Origin of the sequence: Mycobacterium kyorinense (assembly GCF_002101735.1) — a bacterium.
Lineage (GTDB): Bacteria > Actinomycetota > Actinomycetes > Mycobacteriales > Mycobacteriaceae > Mycobacterium > Mycobacterium kyorinense.
On the sequence record NZ_LQPE01000143.1, the window covers coordinates 18,561 to 40,175 of the forward strand.

At 65.8% G+C, this 21,615-nt stretch carries 21 protein-coding genes and 1 pseudogene; 11 read left to right on the forward strand and 11 right to left on the reverse strand.

Annotation, left to right across the window (positions count from 1 at the left end; translation table 11 throughout):
* Positions 1–27: 27 nt before the first annotated feature.
* Positions 28–1,341: an SAM-dependent methyltransferase gene (locus tag AWC14_RS18580; protein WP_057003131.1), complete on the forward strand. Its 1,314-nt coding sequence runs from the start codon at positions 28–30 to the stop codon at positions 1,339–1,341.
* Positions 1,328–2,743, forward strand: coding sequence for an NAD(P)-binding protein (locus AWC14_RS18585; protein WP_045375862.1), 1,416 nt, complete (start codon positions 1,328–1,330; stop codon positions 2,741–2,743). The genes AWC14_RS18580 and AWC14_RS18585 overlap by 14 nt, the downstream gene beginning before the upstream one ends.
* Before the next feature lie 3 nt (positions 2,744–2,746).
* On the opposite strand, the gene AWC14_RS18590 is transcribed toward AWC14_RS18585, so the two are convergent.
* From AWC14_RS18590 to AWC14_RS18620, 7 genes are all read right to left on the reverse strand, one after another.
* Complete coding sequence (locus tag AWC14_RS18590) at positions 2,747–4,105, reverse strand: TIGR01777 family oxidoreductase (protein ID WP_045375859.1); 1,359 nt, start codon at positions 4,103–4,105, stop codon at positions 2,747–2,749.
* A 14-nt stretch (positions 4,106–4,119) separates the two neighbouring features.
* Positions 4,120–4,314 carry a tryptophan-rich sensory protein gene (locus AWC14_RS30245; RefSeq protein ID WP_428838982.1) on the reverse strand — a complete coding sequence of 65 codons (195 nt, stop codon included), beginning with the start codon at positions 4,312–4,314 and terminating at the stop codon, positions 4,120–4,122.
* Complete coding sequence (locus AWC14_RS18600) at positions 4,259–5,629, reverse strand: cryptochrome/photolyase family protein (protein WP_045375857.1); 1,371 nt, start codon at positions 5,627–5,629, stop codon at positions 4,259–4,261. Before AWC14_RS18600 ends, AWC14_RS30245 begins: the two co-directional genes overlap by 56 nt.
* A gap of 19 nt (positions 5,630–5,648) precedes the next feature.
* Positions 5,649–6,323, reverse strand: coding sequence for an SOUL family heme-binding protein (locus AWC14_RS18605; protein WP_142281751.1), 675 nt, complete (start codon positions 6,321–6,323; stop codon positions 5,649–5,651).
* Positions 6,324–6,442: 119 nt separating this feature from the next.
* A complete protein-coding gene (locus AWC14_RS18610; RefSeq protein WP_045375851.1) occupies positions 6,443–7,621 on the reverse strand; it encodes an MFS transporter in 1,179 nt (392 codons plus the stop codon).
* Positions 7,618–8,166 carry a hypothetical protein gene (locus AWC14_RS18615; RefSeq protein WP_045375848.1) on the reverse strand — a complete coding sequence of 183 codons (549 nt, stop codon included), beginning with the start codon at positions 8,164–8,166 and terminating at the stop codon, positions 7,618–7,620. Before AWC14_RS18615 ends, AWC14_RS18610 begins: the two co-directional genes overlap by 4 nt.
* Position 8,167: 1 nt before the next feature.
* Complete coding sequence (locus tag AWC14_RS18620; RefSeq protein WP_081968038.1) at positions 8,168–9,520, reverse strand: molybdopterin-dependent oxidoreductase; 1,353 nt, start codon at positions 9,518–9,520, stop codon at positions 8,168–8,170.
* A 256-nt stretch (positions 9,521–9,776) separates the two neighbouring features.
* Here AWC14_RS18620 and AWC14_RS18625 point away from each other — a divergent pair, with 256 nt between their 5' ends.
* From AWC14_RS18625 to AWC14_RS18655, 7 genes are all read left to right on the forward strand, one after another.
* Positions 9,777–11,069 carry an NAD(P)/FAD-dependent oxidoreductase gene (locus AWC14_RS18625; protein WP_428838983.1) on the forward strand — a complete coding sequence of 431 codons (1,293 nt, stop codon included), beginning with the start codon at positions 9,777–9,779 and terminating at the stop codon, positions 11,067–11,069.
* On the forward strand, positions 11,063–11,761 hold the full coding sequence (locus AWC14_RS18630; RefSeq protein WP_045375842.1) for a DUF1365 domain-containing protein: 699 nt from the start codon (positions 11,063–11,065) through the stop codon (positions 11,759–11,761). Before AWC14_RS18625 ends, AWC14_RS18630 begins: the two co-directional genes overlap by 7 nt.
* A complete protein-coding gene (locus AWC14_RS18635) occupies positions 11,758–13,029 on the forward strand; it encodes a class I SAM-dependent methyltransferase (RefSeq protein WP_045375840.1) in 1,272 nt (423 codons plus the stop codon). Before AWC14_RS18630 ends, AWC14_RS18635 begins: the two co-directional genes overlap by 4 nt.
* The gene (locus AWC14_RS18640; RefSeq protein ID WP_085241393.1) at positions 13,026–13,808 is read left to right on the forward strand and encodes a DUF1295 domain-containing protein; all 783 of its coding nucleotides are present in this window, start codon (positions 13,026–13,028) and stop codon (positions 13,806–13,808) included. The genes AWC14_RS18635 and AWC14_RS18640 overlap by 4 nt, the downstream gene beginning before the upstream one ends.
* A gap of 35 nt (positions 13,809–13,843) precedes the next feature.
* Entirely contained in the window at positions 13,844–14,407 is a 564-nt protein-coding gene (locus AWC14_RS18645) for a sigma-70 family RNA polymerase sigma factor (protein ID WP_045375834.1), read from the forward strand.
* A complete protein-coding gene (locus AWC14_RS18650; protein ID WP_045375833.1) occupies positions 14,404–15,099 on the forward strand; it encodes an anti-sigma factor in 696 nt (231 codons plus the stop codon). Before AWC14_RS18645 ends, AWC14_RS18650 begins: the two co-directional genes overlap by 4 nt.
* An 87-nt stretch (positions 15,100–15,186) precedes the next feature.
* Positions 15,187–16,050: a cyclopropane mycolic acid synthase family methyltransferase gene (locus AWC14_RS18655; RefSeq protein WP_045375831.1), complete on the forward strand. Its 864-nt coding sequence runs from the start codon at positions 15,187–15,189 to the stop codon at positions 16,048–16,050.
* A gap of 40 nt (positions 16,051–16,090) precedes the next feature.
* Here AWC14_RS18655 and AWC14_RS18660 read toward each other — a convergent pair whose 3' ends face one another.
* The 4 genes from AWC14_RS18660 to exaC are packed head-to-tail and all read right to left on the reverse strand — an operon-like array spanning position 16,091 to position 18,936.
* Positions 16,091–16,570 (reverse strand): hypothetical protein, encoded by a 480-nt coding sequence (locus AWC14_RS18660; protein WP_045375827.1) that lies wholly within the window; start codon positions 16,568–16,570, stop codon positions 16,091–16,093.
* Positions 16,563–16,841 (reverse strand): putative holin, encoded by a 279-nt coding sequence (locus tag AWC14_RS18665; RefSeq protein WP_081968036.1) that lies wholly within the window; start codon positions 16,839–16,841, stop codon positions 16,563–16,565. The genes AWC14_RS18660 and AWC14_RS18665 overlap by 8 nt, the downstream gene beginning before the upstream one ends.
* Before the next feature lie 30 nt (positions 16,842–16,871).
* A complete protein-coding gene (locus AWC14_RS18670; RefSeq protein ID WP_235215848.1) occupies positions 16,872–17,360 on the reverse strand; it encodes a DUF779 domain-containing protein in 489 nt (162 codons plus the stop codon).
* 52 nt (positions 17,361–17,412) lie between these two features.
* Positions 17,413–18,936 carry an acetaldehyde dehydrogenase ExaC gene (gene exaC, locus AWC14_RS18675; RefSeq protein WP_045375818.1) on the reverse strand — a complete coding sequence of 508 codons (1,524 nt, stop codon included), beginning with the start codon at positions 18,934–18,936 and terminating at the stop codon, positions 17,413–17,415.
* A gap of 103 nt (positions 18,937–19,039) precedes the next feature.
* Here exaC and AWC14_RS18680 point away from each other — a divergent pair, with 103 nt between their 5' ends.
* Positions 19,040–21,091, forward strand: coding sequence for a prolyl oligopeptidase family serine peptidase (locus AWC14_RS18680; RefSeq protein WP_081968035.1), 2,052 nt, complete (start codon positions 19,040–19,042; stop codon positions 21,089–21,091).
* 7 nt (positions 21,092–21,098) lie between these two features.
* Positions 21,099–21,609, forward strand: a pseudogene (mca, locus tag AWC14_RS30100) (mycothiol conjugate amidase Mca); the annotation flags it as partial.
* Positions 21,610–21,615 lie beyond the last annotated feature (6 nt).

The following is a 21,615-nucleotide window of genomic DNA, read 5'->3' on the forward strand; positions in this document are numbered from 1 at the left end:
GGGCCTGCGACCCGATTTGCGTCTGCCGTGATCGCTGACCGTTTGGCGGAGGTTTTCCGCGACATCGTCGGGGTCGCGCTCCCGGTGCGGATCCGAGCCTGGGACGGCAGCGAGGCCGGGCACTGTGACGGGCCGGTGCTGGTGATCCGGTCGCGACGCGCGCTGCGCCGGTTGCTTTGGGCACCAGGTGAATTGGGGCTTGCCCGGGCCTACGTGTCCGGCGATATCGACGTGGACGGCGACCTCGCCGACGGCCTCCGGCTGGCCTGGCAGAATGCCCGCTCCCGTCCCGACCCGGGGCTGCGCCTGACGCGGTCCGGCAAGATCAAGGCGGCAATCGCCGCGGTCAGGCTGGGCGCGGTCGGCCTGCCCCCGCCTCCACCGCATGCGGAGACGCGGCCGAACGGGCGGCGACACTCCCGGTTAAGGGATCGCGCCGTGATCGCCCACCACTACGACCTGTCGAACGACTTCTACCGGCTGCTGCTCGACGAGCACATGGCCTACTCGTCGGCGTATTTCACCCACCAAGGGCAGTCGTTGTACGACGCGCAGACCGCCAAGCTGGACCTCGCCTGCCGCAAACTGGCCCTCAAGCCAGGGATGCGGTTGCTCGACATCGGATGCGGCTGGGGATCGCTGATCCTCTATGCGGCAAAGCATTACGGAGTTCACGCCACCGGTATCACGTTGTCGGAGCAGCAGCGGGATTTCATCGTCAAACGCATCGCCGAGCGCCGCGCGGAAAACGTCGAGGTCCGATTGCAGGACTATCGTGAATTCGGTTCCCTTCCAACGTCACTGGAGGCATTCGACGCGGTCAGCTCCATCGAGATGGGCGAACATGTCGGTGAGGAGCACTACCAGACCTACACCGACATCTTGTTTCGGGCGGTCAAGCCGACGGGCCGATTACTGCTGCAGCAGATGTCGCGCCGGCTCGACGCCGCTCCAGGAGGTGGGGCGTTCATCGAGTCGTATATCGCACCCGACATGCACATGCGACCGCTGGCGCAGACGCTGGGCTATCTGCAGCGGGCGGGCTTCGAGGTGCGCGACGTCGAGGCGATGCGGGAGCACTATGTGCGCACCGTCGGGCACTGGATCGACACGCTCGAGAGCCATTACGACGAGTTTGTCGCCCTCCAGGGTAAAGAGATGGTCCGGGTATGGCGGCTGTACCTGAGCGGCGGGGCGCTGGCGTTCGAGGAGGGGCGCATGGGTGTCGATCAGGTTCTCGCCGTTAAGCCGGCGGCCAACGGTGCTGCAGGGATGCCGCTGACCCGCCCATGGGTTGCACCGGCGTCGTACGGTAACGGAGAGGGCGATGCGCACGATTGAGACGGATTACCTGGTCGTCGGCGCCGGGGCGATGGGAATGGCTTTCACCGACACGCTGGTGGCCGAAACAGATGCGCGCGTGGTGGTCGTCGACCGGGGTCATCAGCCGGGTGGGCACTGGACCCGCGCGTATCCCTACGTGCGCCTGCACCAGCCGTCCGCGTCTTACGGAGTCAATTCGCGAACGCTGGGCAGCGACGCTCTCGATCAATCTGGCTGGAATAAAGGGCTTTACGAGCTGGCAACGGCGGGCGATGTGTGCGCCTACTTCGACCGCGTCATGCAGCAGGACCTGTTGCCCACCGGACGTGTGTCGTATTTCCCGATGAGCGAGTACCTGGGAGAGGGCCGGATACGCGATCTTGCCGGGATGGAGTACTCCGTCGGGGTCCGGCGTCGCGTCGTGGATGCGACGTTTCTGCACACCGTAGTGCCGTCGATGCGTCCTCCGCCTTACCAGGTGGCCGACGGCATCGGTTGCGTGCCGCCTAATGAGCTACCCGACCACGCACCGGGCCGGGACCGCTACGTCATCGTGGGCGCCGGCAAGACCGGGATGGATGCCTGTTTGTGGTTGCTGGGCAACGGCATTCCACCCGAGCGGCTGACCTGGATCATGCCTCGCGACTCGTGGCTGCTGGATCGGGCGAACGTTCAGCCCGGGCCGCAGTTTTTCAACCGCTTTCGCGCCAGCTTTGCCGCGCGGCTGCAATCTGCCGCGGCAGCCAGTTCGGTGGAGGATCTGTTCGAGCGGCTGGAGGCTACCGGTAACCTACTACGGCTTGATCCGTCGGTTCGCCCGACGATGTATCGCTGCGCCACGGTGTCGAGCGCAGAGTTGACGCAATTGCGGCGCATCGGGGACATTGTTCGTCTGGGACGAGTCGAACGGATCGAATCGGAAAAGATCATCCTCACCGACGGCACCATCGCCGCAGACCCGTCAACTCTGTACATCGACTGCACTGCTGATGGACTCGAAAGACACTCCGCAACAGCTATTTTCGACGGAAACCTTATTACCCTGCAAAGCGTGCGCGGCTGTCAGCAGGTGTTCAGTGCTAGCCTGATTGCCCACATCGAAGCCGCGTACGACGACGACCTGGCCAAGAACCAGTTGTGCGTGCCCGTGCCGCATCCCGACACCGATCTCGACTGGCTGGAGATGACACTAGCCGAGCAGCGCAATGAGATCCGCTGGATCAGCGATCCCCAGCTGATGGACTGGCTGGCGTCAGCACGTTTGAACCTGCTTCGCGATATGTACGCTCCACTGCTGCAAAGACCACGGGCGCGGGAAAGGCTGCTGGGAATGATCAAGTCGGCGCTGCAAGCGGCCAATGACAACCTCGAACGGTTGAACACTGTCCCCTCCGATAGCCCGACGAAGATACGCACCTAGCCTTCAGTCGATTTCGCGGCCCAGTTGGTGGGCCAGCGCCGCTTGCACGGTGGGGTGGCGAAACTGATGACCGATGGCTTCCAGTTTGGTCGGCAGCACCCGCTGGTCGGCTTCGGCGAGTTCACGAGCGCCCTGGCTGCCCAACAGGATTCGGGGTCCTAACGATGGAACGGGGACAATAGCGGGACGATGCAGCACGCGCGCGAGGGCCTTGGTGTAGTCGCTGTTGCGCACCGACGCCGGGGCCACAGCGTTTACGGGTCCGGTCAGCCGGGTGTCGTAGAGCGCCCGGTAGTAGATGTCGGTCAAATCGTCCAGGCCGATCCACGACAGCCACTGGCGGCCGCTGCCGAGCCGACCACCCAAACCGGCTGCGAACAATGGACGTAACAACTTCAGCGTGCCGCCGCGGGCCGCCTGCACAATTCCGGTGCGCACCAACACCACTCGCAATCCCGCGTCGGCGGCCGGCGCGGTCGCCGCCTCCCAGTCGGCGACGACATCGGCCAGAAAACCTCCGCCGTGCGCGCTGCCCTCATCCAGCGACGCGTCTCCCCGGTCGTACCCGTAGTAGCCGATCCCCGACGCACTGACGAGAATCGACGGACCGTTCTCGGCTCGCGCCGCGGACTCGGCGAGTCGACGGGTGGGCCCGATTCGGCTCTCGCGGATCGCTGCCTTGTGCCCGTCGGTGAATCTGCCCGCGATCGACGCGCCCGCAAGGTGGATGACCGCGTCCACCCCGGACAACAGGTCGGCCGTCGGCGCGGTCGAGTCCCAGTGCCGCTCGTCTGCCGCGGTGGCGCGTCGGCGCACCAGCCGGATCACCCTGTGCCCCCCGGTCGTGAGAAACGCGGTGAGCGCCGACCCGACCAAGCCGGACGCGCCGGTGATCGCGACGACAAGCGATCTCGTTCCGCGCTCCGCAGCCTCGCGGTGCGCGGCGAGGTCGTCGGTGAGCTGGCGATGCCGATAGACGAACGTGGACTTCAGCGCCACGGCCGGCACCGGGGTGTCGACCCGGTCGTGCACCCGGGTGGTGCCGTTGCCGGCATCGCTGAACTCATGCGTGTGCCGCCACCAGCCGACCAGCCGCGGCGGCCAGGACACCGGGCCCGCGGACGACAGCACGTCGACGAACCGGTGGGGCGGCTCGAACTCGTCGGGACAATGCTGCGCCACCCACTGCAGTCCACCGGGAAGGCCCAACACAGCGCGCCCGTCGGCCAGTGATTCGGCTTCGGCCAGTACGGTCATCGGCTGCCAGGGCGGGACAAGCCGCCTCATCGCGCCCGGACAAGTATGCCAGGCGAACACGTCGGCGAGCGGGTGGTCGACCACACTTTCGTACTCGATGCCCATGACGGCCTTCCCACTCAGCGATTGAGCTGCCAGATCCGGGTCGACAACAGCGTCGCAAACGCACACCACAGCGGGTACGGGACAAGTGCCAGGCCTGCTTGCTGATTCGCGTCGCCCACTCCGGTCAACGTTGCTTTGTTCACTGCTGTCCCTTCATTTCTTGGTGGGCCCCCGGTGAGCTCGGGCAGCCTTGAATTGCCTTGCGGCATCTAGGTGGTCGACGACCCGCGGCGGGTAATCCGGTGCCAACTCAGGCTGTTTCCACGGGGTATGGATGTCGGGGCCGCGCATGTTGGCGAGCTCGGGAACCCACCGTCGCACGTAGTCACCAGCGGGGTCGTAGCGTTGCGCCTGCCGGACCGGGTTGAGCACCCGGTTGGGTCGGGTGTCGGTGCCGGTGCCGGCCACCCATTGCCAGTTGAGTTGGTTGTTCGCCACGTCCCCATCGACAAGCAGGCTCATGAAATGGGCGGCTCCGAGTCGCCAATCGAGATACAATGTCTTGGCCAGAAAGCTCGCAGTGATCAACCGAGCGCGGTTGTGCATCCAGCCTTCGGCCGCGAGTTGGCGCATGCCGGCGTCGACGATCGGATAGCCGGTGCGGCCGTCGCGCCAGGCGTCGAGCATTGGACCGCCGTGGTGCCAGTGGTCGTGTCGGGTCCGGTAGTCGACGCGAGCCGCCTCAGGGCGCGCGGCCAGGACTTGATGGTGAAAGTCGCGCCAGGCCAGCTGGCGGACAAAGGATTTACGACCTGTGGTGGATTGCCCGGCGCGGTGGACGATTTCAACCGGCGACAAGCAGCCGAAGTGCAGATACGCCGAGAGCCGTGACGTCGCGTCGGCGGCGAGGTCGTCATGGCGCTCGTCATAATGATCGACGGTTGTGTTCAACCAGCGTTTCAGCAACCGCCGGCCGGTCGTCTCCCCGCCCATGCTGAGCCGGGAGGATGCGACGCCCGAACACAAATCGCCAGCATCTGGGATGTGCTCGCTGTGGCTGTCCGGGACCGTCAGTGTGACCGGAGCCCGCAACACATTTCGGATCGGCGTGTCCAACCAGCGCCGGTAGTAAGGCGTGAACACAGCGAAGTGGTCGCCACCATGCGGGGCGATGTTGCCAGGCTCGGCCACGGTAATGGTGCCGGGATGGACGTGCAGAGCGCAGCGGTGCTCGGCGAGGCGGCGGCGCAATCGCTGTTCGCGGCGCTGACTGTAGGTGCTGACATCAGCGGCTATATGCACCTCGGTGACCGACAGTTCGTCGACCAGACGCAGCACCTCGGTCACGAACTTGCCTCGCCGCACGATCAAGCGTCCACCGCGGCGGCGCAACTCGTCGTCGAGTTCAGTGAGCGCGGCGGCCAAAAATGCGGCCTTGTTCGCGGTGGCATAGCTGCTGGCCAGGATCGTGTCGTCAAGCACGAACAGCGGGACCACCGCGGACCCGCGTCGATGGGCAGCGGTGAGCACCGGATTGTCGTGTATTCGGAGGTCTCTGGTGAACACGGCCACCGTTGCCGTCATGCTTATAAATCCTCAAGGATCAGGTGCAACTGATCGGGATTGCGATCTCGTTGCGGCGGCGGAAGGGAACCGTCCATGGAGGGTCGTAGAACCATGCGGTCGGTTCACCGGCCGGTTCGAACCCGTAGGCGCGCAACACTTCGCGCAGCTGCGCGGTCCGGGCGGCGACGGCATCGGGACCGCGGCCGCCACTGAAGCTCAGCACGGCCACGGTCTGAGCCGGCAGTTCCACGAGGCGCACCCGGGTGTCGACAGGCACGGGCAAAGTGTCCATTGTCCATTTCGCGGGCATGAAAAACCGAATGACCCAGCCCTGCTCGAAGTTCCCGGACTGGGCCACCGGGGCGGTCATCGCAATCTTCTGACCATTACCGCGAACCGAATACTGGCCTACCGGTGCGGTCATCGCAATCTTCTCGGCCGAATGGTTGGCACCAAAGATGTAGCCGGCAAGACGACGGAATCCCTCGTGGCGCGCCGCCTCCTCGCTAGCTCGCACCGTCGTTTCCGCAGCGATACGTGGGCCATATCGTCGAATCTCTACCTCGTCGGTGAGCGGTTCCACCCTGTACAGCGGTTGCTCCGTCCCGCTGCGAATTCCCACCACCGACGGGACCGATTCCAACAGTTGACAGATCAATGTCAGTACTTGCTTGAGCACCGAATCCCTCCTGCCAGCTTCTTCACACAGCATGCGTCTACCCCACGCCTGGTAGACGAAACGCCGGCCAGGCAGTGTCACTGCCGTTTATTCGGAGCCAACAGCGCCGCGGATCGACTGACATTCCGTCTGGCGACCCGGCGGCGGCCGCGTCATCGCGCGCGGCCGATGACCGGCACTAGGGGCAGCGCAGCCAGTGGAAAAAATCCGCAGACCGCGAACGCGAACGGGTAGCCGACCGCCCCAATTATCGCGCCGAATACCGGGGGTCCGATGGCGAACACCATCCGCTCGGCGGTGTGTTGGGTACCTAGTGCGCGTCCGCTCCAAAATGGCCCGGCATACTCGGGGATCGCGGTGAACGGCAATCCGTTGTCGCCCGTGATCGCTCCCGCGGCGACCATCACTACCACGGCAAGTGACGAACCCAGGTGATCGGTGAGCGAGAGCGCCAACATGATCACGGAAGTCACGACTGCGATGATCCGCATCGGTCGCATCCGCGAGCCGAATCGGTCCGACCATCGGCCGGCCACGGTGCGCGCTAAGGCACCGAGCAGTTGCGAGAGCGCCAACAGCCCACCAGCGGATGCGGTCGACCAGCCGTGATTACCTATCAACCAGACCACCATGAACGTCAACACCACGTTCTGTGGAACCACTAGCAGCGCGGACGCCGCATGAATCCGCCACAGCACTGCCGGCCCGCGGTACGGGTTGGCCAGTTCCTTATCGTCGGCGGCTTCTCGTGTCGAACGCGGCGGATCCAGCACGCTCAGCGCGCTGGCCAGTGCCGCCAGAGCGCACAGCACCGCCGGGAACACCAGCGCCGCCGAGAGGCCGCGCTTAGCTAGTTCGGGCATCACCAAGGCGGCCAACGCAATTCCCAGCGGCTGCGCGGTCTGTCGGATTCCCATTGCCACGCCACGTTGGTGCGGTGGAAACCAGCCGGTCACGAGCCGGCCGCTGGCGGTGATGCTGCTAGCGGCGGCCATGCCACCGAGGAATAGAAATGCCCCCGCGGCCACCATCGAATTCATCGAAGCCGCGGCGTAGGCAGCCGCCGCAGTCAGCGCCAAGCCCACGCCGAGCACGATCCGTTCACCAATAACATCCAACAGGTAGCCCCAGGCGATCAGTGTGACTGCCATGCCGAGGCTCGGCATTGCCGCCAACAGACCGCCCTCTGCCAAGTCGGTGTGGCGCTCGGCTTTCAGCGCGGGAATCAGAAACGGGACGCCGTTGATGAAGACCGTGGCGCATAACGTCGCCGTCAGCGACATAACCAGGATCGACCAGCGCCTGGTCGTGCTAATCGATTGCGCCGTCATGTCTTCGTGCTGTCCGTTGCTGTGGTGCCGGATGCCTCGTCGATACGGTCCTTGCACACACGAGCCATGACCAGCCGAGCTCCGTAGATGACGGCGCTGGTGGCAAACATCGTGGCTGAAAGCAGCAGCCAGCGGCCGAAGAACGGCTGCTGCGTTAGCCCAGTATCGGCGAGATACAGTGGCGCGCCTTGTTCGACGATGTCAGGAAAAAAGAGGAGCAGTATCAAGGCGGACCCAAGTGCCGGTACCCGAAGATATGTGCGCACTGGGACATGGGGTGCGCCGCGGCGTTGCCGCTTGACCGGGATGCCCAGGAGGCGATCCGCGAGTGAATAGATGGGAAACAATACGAAGTCGTGGGCAACGATCGCCCCTACAAACCAAACCGCGATCGATTTCCACCACGCTCCCTCCGGTCGCCACAGAACAGACGGCCCGGCCGTGACGATGACGTAGCCCAGCAGCGCGAAGCCGGCCAGCATCGTCAACAGGTGCAGTGGATTGGATCCATAGCAGCCGCGGAAGCCGGCCAGTAGCGCCCGCATCTCAGTTCGCCTCGAAGTCGATGGAGCTTACCCATTTGGTGTTGTGCACCCCGGGCAGCGCGGGGACGATGAGCCGCGCCGGGTAACCGTGGTCCAATGACAAATCGGCGCCGTTGACTCGCAGCGCGAGCAATGCATCTGGGTGGCGGATCTGGTTGGCCTGCAACGTTGCCCGGTTGAAGCTACCCTCGCGCCCCAACGACGAGACTCGAGCGCATAGTGGTGCCGGCACGCCAGCCAGTTCGGCCAGATCGGCAAGCCGCACCCCGCTCCATGTCTGTACGCTGGACCAGCCCTGAACGCAGGCTATCGGCAGCCGGGCGCTGTGCTGGGGCAGCGAGCACAACATGTCGCGGTCCAGCACCGCGGGCGAGGGACCCCCACGCAGCGTGAGGCGCCAGCGCTCCCCCGTACCAGCGGGATCGACGCCGACCCCTGCGGCCGTCTTGTTGACCCGAAAGTCGTTGGGACCCCTGCCTGTCATGTCGCCTGGGGGAAGCATCGCGGGAAGGCGGCGCGCGATCCCGCCGATCGTCTGTCCCGTCGTGACCAGGGTCGTCAGCAGCACGCCGCCGCCGACCAGCGCCAGCGCGCCGCGGCGGCTCATCGTCGGGGCCGCCGGGTCGGCGGCGACCAACCCCTCAGCGTCCGGCGACTCCGGCTGAGTATCGGCACGGTTGGTGCGCAACACTTTTCGCAGAGACATCGACCGCAGCCCGGTGACCATGCGTGGAATCTTGATGGTGATATGCATCAGAAAGCCGGCGATGAACACCCAGGCGCCGTAGTAGTGCGCCGGGTAAAAGCTGAAACCGTAGATATAGTCGTACTGGATGTTCAGCACGCCGGTGGCCATCTCGAAGAGGATTCCGCCGACCAGCATGGCAATCGAAAGCCGTTCCATCACCTGCGCTATCGACCGACTCGGCGGCCAGGCAAATAGCCGCGGGATCACCGACCACAACTTGGCCAGCACCACAGGAATGAGTACCAGACCCAGCCCCACGTGTATGCCCTGGCTGACCCGATACAACCAAACCGGGCGGGTGGGCCAATCGAACGTCGGCAGTTTGAGCCACCCCACATGGCTTGGCAGGGCCTGCCCGAACTGCGGCGAGTAGGCGATGTAGGACAGCAGTCCGCTCAGAATGACAAGCGGCAACGTCACCAACAACACCGACCCGAACACCGACGTCAACCACGGTCCGCGCAACGGGCTGCGCCAGCGTCGCGCCAGCCCACCACCTGGCGGGCGGTAGCGATCCAGTGCTCGCCATAGCTGAGCGGGGAAGCCATAACTGTCGGTGTCGGTCGGCGAGGCTGGCTGACAATCGCGTTCGCGTTGGTGCTCCATCCTCGATAACCCTGTGCTCACGTGCGGCAATGGGGCCGCGGACTGTTCGGTTAACCACAGTGATTCGGAGTCGATCCGCGCGCGGATAGCTGAACCGGAACATTTTTAGTGCAACATGTCGGCGACCTCGATAACTCGGATACCGACATTCGGTTTCCAAAACCCGCTTTCACATCGGTGGGTGCGATGGACACGAGCCGTCGCGCTCTGCCAACCGTGCTGCCGTCGGATCCGAATACCTGATGTGCAAGAAGGATTGAGCGCGCCACGTTCGGTCGCGGTCATCGGTAGCGGTGTCGCCGGCCTGACCGCGGCCTACGTGTTGTCGCAGAGCGATCGGGTCACGCTGTACGAGGCCGACGTGCGGCTCGGCGGTCACGCGCACACCCACATGGTCGAGCGCAGCGACGGCACCCTCGTCGGCGTCGACTCCGCGTTCCTGGTGCACAACGAACGGACCTACCCGACGCTGTGCCGACTGTTCTGCGAACTCGGGGTATCCACCCAGGAGTCGGACATGTCGATGTCGGTGCGCGCAGAGTCGACCGGCCTCGAATACGCCGGAGCCCTCGGCGTCGGTGGATTGTTCGCGTCGCGGCAGTCCGCACGCCCTCGCTATCTACTCATGCTCGCCGAGGTCATCCGCTTCCATCGCGCCGCGACCCGCCTCCTGCGCGACGGCTCCGACGACGACCTGGAGACCCTGGAGACTTTCTTGAGCCGGCGCGGCTTCTCGTCGTTTTTCGTCGAGCACTTCATCACCCCGTTGGTGGCCGCGGTGTGGTCATGCGGCGGCGACGACGCTCTGCGCTATCCGGCCCGGTATCTGTTCGTCTTTCTCGAGCACCACGGCATGCTCTCGGTGTTCGGCTCACCGACATGGCGCACGGTCACCGGAGGCTCGGCACAGTACGTGCAGGCCATCGCAGCTCGGCTCGACGAGGTCTTGGTGGGGACACCGGTGCAGTCGCTGCGCCGGCTGCCCGCCGGCGTCTTGATACATGCCGACGATGCCGCACCGCGAGTTTTCGACGCGGCGGTCGTCGCCGTCCACCCCGACCAGGCGCTGCTACTGCTCGACGACCCCTCGCCGTACGAGCGGGCCGTACTCGGGGCGATCCCCTATTCCACCAACCTCGCGCAGCTGCACACCGACCAGTCCGTACTCCCCCGCCACCGTCGCGCCCGCGCCTCCTGGAACTACCTGATCGGGGCGACAAACGACCACGTGTTGGTTACCTACGACGTCAGCAGGCTGATGCGAATCGCAGGCGACCGCCGGTTTTTGGTGACTCTCGGCGGCCATGACCGGGTCGATCCCGGGTCGGTGATCGCCGAAATGACCTACAGCCATCCGCTGTATACGCCTGAATCGGTTGCGGCCCAACGCTTATTACCGATGCTCGATGATGACCGGGTGGCGTTCGCGGGCGCCTACCACGGCTGGGGGTTCCACGAGGACGGAGCGGCGTCGGGACTTCGGGCGGCACGGCGACTCGGCGCCGAGTGGCCGGGCCGCGCCCAGCGGAAGGAGATTCTGACGTGCTGACTCCGGCGATCTATCGCACCAGGATCACCCACCGGCGAGTGGTTCCCATACAGCATCACTTCGAATACCGCAGCTACAGCTGGTATGTCGACATCGACGATCTGCCGCGGCTGCCCTGGTGGCTGCGGCCGTTTGCGCGCTTCGATGCAGCAGACCACTTGACCGGGCGACCCGGCGACTCGCTGCGTGACCGGGTGAACGCCTTTCTCGCCGAACGCGACGTGACTCCGGTCGGCGGCCCCGTTACGGCGCTACTGCAGGCTCGTGTGCTCGGTTACGTGTTCAACCCGGTCAGCATCTTCTGGTGTCACGACCGCGGCGGAGTGCTACGCCGCGTAATTGCGGAGGTGCACAACACCTATGGAGAACGCCACACCTATTTGTTGCCGCCGGCCGACGTACCGGTGCCGGTCCCCAAGACGTTCTACGTCTCACCGTTCAACTCGGTAGACGGCCACTATCGCGTACGAGCACCCCGCCCTGACGGTCGCGTGGACATCGCGGTGTCACTGCACCGGGGCAACGAGCCGGCGTTCGTTGCGACCCTGCGCGGCACCGGGCAACCCGCAACGGTGCGCCACGTCGTGCGGATGCAGATCGTCGCGCCGCTGGCGCCGCTGATAGTGGCGCTGCGCATTCGGATCCAGGGAATCACGTTGTGGCGGCGCGGAGTTCCGGTGGTGCCACGATGAGTGCCGCCCTCACCCGAACGCCTTCGGCGGCAATCGATCCCGAACGCTGGCCGGCGGTCGCGCGGATACCGTCCGGGCCCGTCGCGGCAGCGTCGGCGGCGGTCGCCGACAGGTTGCTGCGCCGAGCTGCTGCTAGCCTGCCGCTGCGGCTTGTGTACCCCAACGGCACGATGATCGGCGCCGGCGACCGGACGTCACCGGCGATGCTCATCCACCGGCCGGCCGCCCTTAGCCGGCGGATGGGACGCTACGGCTTGATCGGCTTCGGCGAGTCCTACATGGCCGGCGAGTGGGAGTCGACCGATCTCACTGGGCTGCTGACCGTCTTCGCGACGGCGGTGGCCGAACTCGTACCGCCCGCACTGCAGTGGCTACGTCCCATCGTGGTTGCCGCCCAGCCACGTTCGCCAAGTGATAGCCGAAACCAGGCCCAGCGCAACGTCGCTGCCCACTACGACCTGTCAAACGAGCTGTTCGCCTTGTTCCTCGACGAGACCATGACCTACTCGAGTGCACTATTCACCGACCTGCCCGCATCGTGGGACGATCTGGCCGGGGCGCAACGGCGCAAGATCGACCGCCTGCTCGATGCGGCCGGCGTCGGGCCCGGAACCCGCGTCCTCGAGATCGGCACCGGGTGGGGCGAATTATGTATCCGGGCGGCCGAGCGCGGAGCATTCGTTCGCTCGATAACGCTGTCGACTGAACAGCAGCGGCTGGCGCGGCAGCGGATCGCCGCAGCCGGGCTGTCCGACCGCATTCGGGTCGACCTGCGCGACTACCGCGATGTCGGCGGAAACTACGACGCGGTGCTATCAGTGGAGATGATCGAGGCGATCGGTTGCCAGGCGTGGCCGGAGTACTTCCAAACGCTTGAGCGACTGCTGATGCCGAGCGGACGGCTGGCGATCCAGGCCATCACAATGCCGCACGACCGGATGCTGGCCACCCGCAATACCCACACGTGGATCCAGAAGTACGTCTTCCCCGGTGGACTGATCCCGTCTGTAGAGGCCATCCTGGGGATCACGGCACGCCACACCGGTTTACGCGCGCTGCACGCGCTGTCGATGCGCCGTGATTACGCGGAGACGCTGCGGCTGTGGCGAGAAAGGTTCGCCGAGCGACGGAACCACCTGGCACAGTTAGGGTTCGACGAGGTGTTCGCCCGGATGTGGGAGCTATACCTGGCTTATTCGGAGGCGGGTTTCCGGTCCGGATACCTCAACGTCTATCAGTGGACGTTCGCGCGCGAGGGCGCCTTATGAACTTCGTCCTGGTATCCGGCACTTCGGCTTTAGTCCTCGTCGTGGTGCATGGCGTGACGTTCGGCATCGGCAGGCGAGTCGGCCGCTACAACGTGGTGGATGTGGCGTGGGGTGTGGGTTTCGTGACGGTCGCCCTGGTTGCCGCGGTGCTCGGCCAGGGCGACGCGTTCCGGCGCTGGCTGCTGCTGACGCTGGTCGCGATCTGGGGTCTACGGCTGGCCTGGCACATGTATCGGAAGACGGCCGGCAAGGGCGAGGATCCGCGCTACGCCGACCTGTTGCGCGGCGCCACCGTGGGCCAGGTGCTGCGGAAGGTGTTCGCCCTCCAAGGCTTCGCCACCTGGTTCGTTTCCTTGCCGCTGCAGCTGTCGGCGGTGAACGGGCCGACGCCGCGACAGCTGGTCGCCGTCCCTGTCGCCGGCTTCGTGGTCTGGATCGTGGGCCTGTGCTTCGAACCCATCGGTGACCGGCAGCTGCAAGCGTTCAAAGCCGACCCGGCGAATCGCGGCGTGGTGATGGACCGCGGTCTGTGGGCGTGGACACGCCACCCCAACTACTTCGGCGACGCATGCGTCTGGTGGGGGTTGTGGCTCATCACCATCACCGGTTGGCCTGCCCTGGCGACCGTCCTCTCGCCGCTGCTCATGACCTACTTTCTGGTGTACGCAACCGGCGCGCGGCGCACGGAGAAATACATGAAGAGCCGCCCCGGCTTCGATGAATACCGGCAACGGACAGCGTTTTTCGTGCCGAGGCCGCCGAGATCGGCACGTAGATGACGGCCGTCGCAGCTAACGGGATAGGCTACCGGTCGATGACCGGACCGCCGCAGCTGAACGGCGACCTCGACGCATTGCTGCGTCGGGTGGCCCGACGTGACACCGATGCGTTCGCTGCGTTCTATGACCACACCCGGTCGCGGGTGTACGGGCTGGTGGCCCGCGTCCTTCGCGATTCGGGCTACAGCGAAGAAACCACTCAGGAGGTCTACCTGGAGGTGTGGCGCAGCGCGGAGGCTTATGACTCCAGCAAGGGCTCCGCACTGGCCTGGCTGCTGACGATCGCGCACCGCCGTGCCGTCGACCGGGTGCGCGCCGAGCAGGCCGCGAGCCAGCGAGACTCCCGCTATGGAGCGGCCAGCGTCGACCCGCCCACCGACGTGGTCGCCGATTCGGCGATTGCCGGTGACGAGCGACGCCGGGTCACCGAGTGCCTTGACGGCCTGACCGATGCGCAGCGGCAGTGCATCGAAATGGCGTATTACGGCGGCTTGACCTACGTCGAAGTGTCGCAACGATTGTCCGCCAATCTGTCGACCATCAAATCCCGCATGCGCGACGCGCTGCGTAGCCTCCGCAATTGCCTGGGCGTGACATGACCGAGCCGACCGAATTCGAATTGCTCGAGCTGGCAACGCCGTATGCGCTGCACGCCATCTCCGATGCCGAGCGAGCCGACATCGACCGTCGTCTCGCCGCCGCGCCGCAGTCCGTCGCCGAGGCCTTCAGCGAGGAAGTCCGCGCCGTCCGCGAGACGACCGCGCTGGTCTCGGCCGCAACGGCCGCCGAGCCGCCCCCACACCTTCGCGCGGCGGTGCTGGCCGCGGTGGAATCGGGCGCCGGTCGGCGGTCCCGTTGGCGCACAGCTATTGTCGCCGCTGCCGCCGCGATCGTCGTCGGGCTGGGCGCGTTCGGCGTGGGGATCGCGGTACGTCCGTCCTCGGCACCGAGCATCGCCGAACAGGTGCTGGATGCGCCGGACGTGCGAACGGTGATCGGGTCGTTGGGACCCGGGACGGCAACGGTGGTGTTCTCCCGCGAAAAGAACGCCGGCGTGCTGGTGATGAACAATGTGCCCCCGCCGTCGCCGGGCTCTGTTTATCAGATGTGGTTGCTCGGCGCCCAGGGGCCGACTTCGGCGGGCACGATGGACACCAAGGCCGTGGCGCCGTCGACCACTGCGGTCCTCCCCCACTTGGGCGATTCGACGGCGCTCGCGTTCACCGTCGAACCCGGGGCCGGATCGCAGCAGCCGACCGGGACGATACTGGCCGCGTTGCCGCTGAGCTGAAATTCCTGCTGTCGCGACGTCATCGGCGCCGAATACATCACGTGGAGACTCTCGACCGACTATCCGGACCTACAGGAAGTAACCGTCATGTCCAAGCAGTTCACGCCGCAGTTCGAAAACGTGCAAGCGCATTACGACCTGTCCGACGACTTCTACCGGCTGTTCCTCGATGCGACGCAAACCTACAGTTGCGCGTACTTCGAGCGCGACGACATGACTCTGGAAGAGGCCCAGCTCGCGAAGATCGATCTGGCACTGGGCAAGCTGGGCCTGCAGCCGGGGATGACGCTGCTCGACGTCGGCTGCGGCTGGGGCGCCACGATGCGACGTGCGATCGAGCGCTACGACGTTAACGTCATCGGCCTGACGCTGAGCAAGAACCAGGCCGCCCACGTCCAGAAGACGTTCGACGGGATGGACAGCCCCCGCACCAAGCGGGTGCTTCTGCAGGGTTGGGAGCAGTTCGACGAGCCGGTCGATCGGATCGTCTCCATCGGCGCGTTCGAGCATTTCGGCCACGAGCGCTACCCCGCGTTCTTCAAGATGGCGTACGACGCGCTGCCCGCCGACGGGGTGATGCTGCTGCATACGATCTGCGGCCTGACCGCCAAGGAAGTCTACGCGTTGGGGCTCTCGATGACGTTCGAGTTGGCTCGGTTCGTCAAATTCATCATGACCGAGATCTTCCCCGGCGGTCGGCTGCCGTCGATCTCAATGGTCGAGGAGCGCGCTACCGAGGCAGGCTTCACCGTGAGCCGGGTGCACTCGCTGCAGCCGCACTATGCGAGAACCCTGGACCTCTGGGCGGCGGCATTACAGAGTCACAAAGCCGAGGCCATCAAGCTCCAGTCGCAGGAGGTCTACGACCGCTACATGAGGTACCTGACCGGGTGCGCGACGATGTTCCGTGAGAAGCGGGTGGACGTCAACCAGTTCACGTTGGCGAAGTAGGTTTGCGGCGACCACGATGCCCCTTAGGCGACTCGATGTCTTAATGCGGAATGATGCCCGCCAGGCAGGGCCCCGTTGTGTGGTCGCAGTAGAAGGCGCCGTAGAACGGCGCGGCGGCGGCGACGGAGGCGAACACCGCCGACATCATCGCGATCCCCAGCGCCGAGAGCAGCGGGCGGTCGGGCACCATCGCCAGCATCAGGCCGGCAACCGTGCACACCACGACGTAGACCAGCGTCACGAAGACGACCGGCGTCTTGTGCGCCGAGGCGTCCTGGGTCCACCAGTAGAAGAGTCCCGCTCCGATCCCCGCCGCGGGAATCCACACCGCGACGAGTATCAGGATGTAGTGCCACCACTTGAGGTAGTGATACCGGCTGGGCACCGTGATCGACGGCGCCGGCGCCGGGATCGGCTCGAGCGGCGGTGCGTCTTCGGCACCCTCCGCGACGGGATGCGCGCCGGTGTCGAAGGTCGGCGTGTAGGGCTCGGTCTTCGGGAGGGATTCGTCGTCAGACAGGGGTCATCACCTCGATCAGCGCGAGCACACCGAACCAGCCTGGCGCTAGGGCGAGCGTGAACGCACCCAGTGCAGTCACCCATCGCCGTCGGGAGATCAAGATCAGCAGCAGCCCTGCGGCGCTGGGCAATCCGACCACCACGGCGATGACGACGTCGGGCCGGATTCGGGCGCTGACGAGCAAAGTGGCCGCGGTTCCCGCTAGCACCCCGACCGCGACGCCGATCAGCATTGCGCTGGTCAGCATCCACGGACGCGGTAGTGGGATCACATCTTACGACGATACTGCGGTAGCTGGCAGCTAGCGCGGTACGCGATCGGCGCGCCCTTGCGGTATTGGGCACGCGTCGGCGGCCTCGGCCACGATCGGGCTGGCGGCGGTCGGTCGCTCACCGCGGGCGTAGCCGGCGCCGGTGATCGCCGGGGTGCCGGCCAGCGCCGCGTTCTCGTCGTCGCTGAAGGCCCGCCCCCGGGACAGAAACCGCTTGCCCTCGGGGGCTTCCAGGCTGAAGCCGCCCCCGCGGCCGGGCACCACGTCGATGACAAGCTGGGTGTGCTTCCAGGCCTCGAACTGCGGCCGGGAGATCCACACCGGCACACCGTCACCGACGTCGAGCACTCCCAGCAGCACGTCGCGGTCGCCGACGATGAAGTCCCCGTCGGGGTAGCACATCGGCGAGGACCCGTCGCAGCAGCCACCCGACTGGTGAAACATCACCGGCCCGTGCCGCTCGATCAGCTCGCCCAGCAGCTTCGCGGCGGCGGCGGTGATCACCACCCGGTGCGGCATGGCGCCGCTCCTCCTCATCGCTTCGCTCTGCATCGTCGCCGGCGCGGCACCATCAGAAGAAGCCGAGCGCCTTGTCGGAGTAGGACACCATCAAGTTCTTGGTGTTCTGGTAGTGGTCGAGCACCACCTTGTGGTTCTCCCGCCCGAAGCCTGACTGCTTGTAGCCGCCGAACGCCGCGTGCGCGGGATAGACGTGGTAGCAGTTGATCCACACGCGGCCGGCCTGGATGTCGCGGCCGGCCCGGTAGGCGGTGTTGCCGTCCCGTGACCACACGCCCGCACCCAGCCCGTAGAGGGTGTCGTTGGCGATGCCGATGGCGTCGTCGTAGTCCTTGAACGACGTCACTGCCACCACCGGTCCGAAGATCTCCTCCTGGAAGATCCGCATCTTGTTCTGCCCGGAGAAGATCGTCGGCTGCATGTAGTAGCCGCCGGACAGGTCACCGCCCAGCTCGGCGCGCTCGCCGCCGGTGATGATCTTGGCGCCCTCGTCTTTGCCGATCTCGATGTAGGACAAGATCTTTTCGAGTTGGTCATTGGAGGCCTGCGAGCCCAACATGGTCTCGGTGTCCAGCGGGTCGCCTTGGCGGACCGCCTTGGTGCGGATGGCCGCCAGTTCCAGGAACTCGTCGTAGATGTCGGCCTGGATCAGGCTGCGTGACGGGCACGTGCACACCTCGCCCTGGTTGAGCGCGAACATCGTGAAGCCTTCCAGCGCCTTGTCCTGGAAATTGTCGTTGGCGGCCATCACGTCGGAGAAGAAGATGTTGGGGCTCTTGCCGCCGAGCTCCAGCGTGACCGGGATCAGGTTCTGGCTGGCGTACTGCATGATCAGCCGCCCAGTGGTGGTCTCGCCGGTGAACGCGACCTTAGCGATCCGGTTGCTCGATGCCAGCGGTTTGCCGGCTTCGGCGCCAAACCCGTTGACCACGTTGACGACTCCGGCCGGCAGCAGGTCGGCGATCAGGCTCATCAGGTAGAGGATGGAGGCCGGGGTCTGCTCGGCCGGTTTGAGGACGACGGTGTTGCCGGCCGCCAGCGCCGGCGCCAGCTTCCAGGCGCCCATCAGGATGGGGAAGTTCCATGGAATGATCTGGCCCACCACGCCGAGTGGCTCGTGGAAGTGGTAGGCGACGGTGTCCTCGTCGATCTGGGACAGCGTGCCCTCCTGGGCGCGGATCGCGGCGGCGAAGTAGCGGAAATGGTCGGCGGCCAACGGGATGTCGGCGCTCAGCGCCTCGCGGATCGGTTTGCCGTTGTCCCACGCTTCGGCGAGTGCCAGCTTGTCGCGGTTGGCGTCGATGGCCTCGGCGATCTTGTTGAGAATCGCGGCCCGCTCCGCCGGGGCGGTCTTGCCCCACGTCGGCGCCGCCGCGTGTGCGGCATCGAGCGCCCTGTCAATGTCGGTCTCGTCGGACCGCGGGACCTCGCAGAACGTCTGACCCGTCACCGGCGTCGGGTTCTCGAAATACCGGCCCCGGGCCGGCGCCACCCACTCGCCCCCGATGAAGTTGTCGTACCGGGATTCGTAGCTCATCAGCGCCCCGTCGGACCCCGGACGTGCAAAGACGGTCATCGTTTCAGCTCCTCGTTGTTTCCCGTGACACAGCTCACACTACCGCTGCGGTGACAATGACTTCCATGCGCGTGGCGACGATGCAGAGCGCGCAAAGGACGCGATGTGGGGGTACCCCCGCTTGCGGGGGAGAGGAGCCGCGCACATGACAGAAGCTGATGAGCTCGACGACCCGTATCTGTGGCTGGAGGACATCACCGGCGAGGACGCGCTCGACTGGGTGCGCGCCCGCAACGAGCCGACGGTCGCGGAGTTCGGCGGTCCGGACTTCGAGCGGATGCGGGCCGAGGCTCTCGAAGTGCTCGACACCGACGCGCGCATCCCCTATGTGCGTCGCCGTGGCGAGTACCTGTACAACTTCTGGCGCGACGCGGCCAACCCGCGCGGGCTGTGGCGGCGCACTACGTTGGACAGCTACCGCAGCGACTCGCCGGAGTGGGATGTGCTGATCGACGTCGACGAGCTGGGTCGCGTCGACGACGAGAACTGGGTGTGGGGCGGCGCAGTGGTCATCGAACCCGAGTACAGCCGTGCGTTGATCAGCCTGTCACGCGGCGGTTCGGATGCGGCAGTTGTCCGCGAATTCGACATGGCAACAAAGGAATTCGTCGTCGATGGGTTCGAGATTCCCGAGGCCAAAACCAATATCGGCTGGGCCGACCCCGATACGGTGTTGGTGGGCACCGACTTCGGTGAAGGCTCGCTGACCGAATCCGGCTATCCGCGGATCGTCAAGCGCTGGCGGCGCGGCCGGCCGCTGGCGGAGGCGGCCACGCTGTTCGAAGGGTCACACAGCGATGTGATCGTGACGGCGGGCGTCGACCGGACACCGGGTTTCGAGCGGACGTTTGTGCGCCGTGCCATCGACTTCTTCAACGACCAGGTCTACGAGCTGCGCGGCGACGAGCTGATCCGCATCGACGCGCCCACCGACGCGACGGTCTCCGTCCATCGGCAGTGGCTGCTGATCGAGTTACGCACCGACTGGTTCACCGGCAGCGCCTCGTATGCGGCGGGATCGCTGCTGGCGGCCGACTACGACGAATTCCTCGCCGGCACAGCGGAGTTGACGGTCGTGTTCGAGCCCGACGAGCACACCGCGCTGAACCACTACGCGTGGACCCGCGACCGGCTGGTGGTGGTCACGCTGGCCGACGTGGCCAGCCGCGTCGAGATCGTCGAGCCAGGCAGCTGGGAGCGACAACCGGTCGACGATGTGCCGGCCAACACCAATACCGTCGTCGTGGCCGCCGACGACCTCGGCGACGAGATCTTTCTGGACTCCAGCGGATTCGACACGCCGTCGCGGCTGTTGCACGGCGCCGCGGGTGGACCGCTGCAACAGATCAAGTCCGCGCCGGCGTTTTTCGACGCCGAGGGCCTGTCCGTGACGCAATACTTTGTGGCGTCGGCGGACGGCACGTCGATTCCGTACTTCGTGGTGCGGCCGCGCGATGCGACGGGCCCCACACTGCTGGGCGGCTACGGCGGGTTCGAGGTGGCGCGCACCCCGGGATACGACGGGGTGTTGGGCCGGTTGTGGCTGGCGCGCGGCGGCACCTACGTGCTGGCCAACATCCGCGGTGGCGGCGAGTACGGGCCGAGCTGGCACACCCAGGCGATGCGCGAAGGCCGTCATCTGGTCGCCGAGGATTTCGCCGCGGTGGCAGCCGATTTGGCGAAGCGGGGCATCACCACCGTGGAGCAGCTCGGTGCGCAGGGCGGCAGCAACGGCGGGCTGTTGATGGGCATCATGCTGACCCAATATCCGGACCTGTTCGGCGCGCTGGTGTGCCAGGTGCCGCTGCTGGACATGCGCCGCTACCACCTGCTGCTGGCGGGCGCGTCGTGGGTGGCGGAGTACGGCGATCCCGACGACCCCGAGGACTGGGAGTTCATCTCCGAATACTCGCCGTATCACCATATTTCGGCAGATGCGCACTACCCGCCGGTTCTGATCACCACCTCGACCCGCGACGACCGGGTGCACCCCGGTCATGCCCGCAAGATGACCGCCGCGCTGGAGGCGGCCGGGCATCGGGTCTGGTACTACGAGAACATCGAGGGCGGGCATGCCGGCGCGGCCGACAATGCGCAGGCCGCGTTCAAGTCCGCGCTGAGCTTCTCGTTCCTGTGGCGAATGCTGGGGAGGTAAGCCCCCCATGCGACTGATGGCCGTACACGCCCATCCCGACGACGAATCGGCCAGGGGCGCAGCCACATTGGCCAAATACGCGGCCGAAGGCCATGACGTACTGGTGGTGACATTGACCGGCGGTGAACGCGGCGATGTCCTCAACCCGGCGATGGACCAGCCCGACATCAAAGAAAACCTGGCCGAGCTACGCCGTGTTGAAATGGCCAGGGCAGCGGAGATACTGGGTGTCCAGCACCGCTGGCTTGGCTACGTCGACTCCGGGCTGTTTCACAGCGGGTCGCTTCCCGCCGACTGTTTCGCCGAGGTTCCCCTCGAGGAATCGACGGGGCGGCTGGTGAGGGTGATTCGCGAGTTCAAGCCGCACGTCATGATCACCTACGACGAGAATGGCGGCTACCCCCACCCGGATCACATTCGCTGTCACCAGGTTTCGATGGCCGCCTACGAGGCCAGCGGTGATCCCGACGCCTATCCGGAGGCAGGAACCCCGTGGACGGTTGCCAAAATCTATTACATCCTCA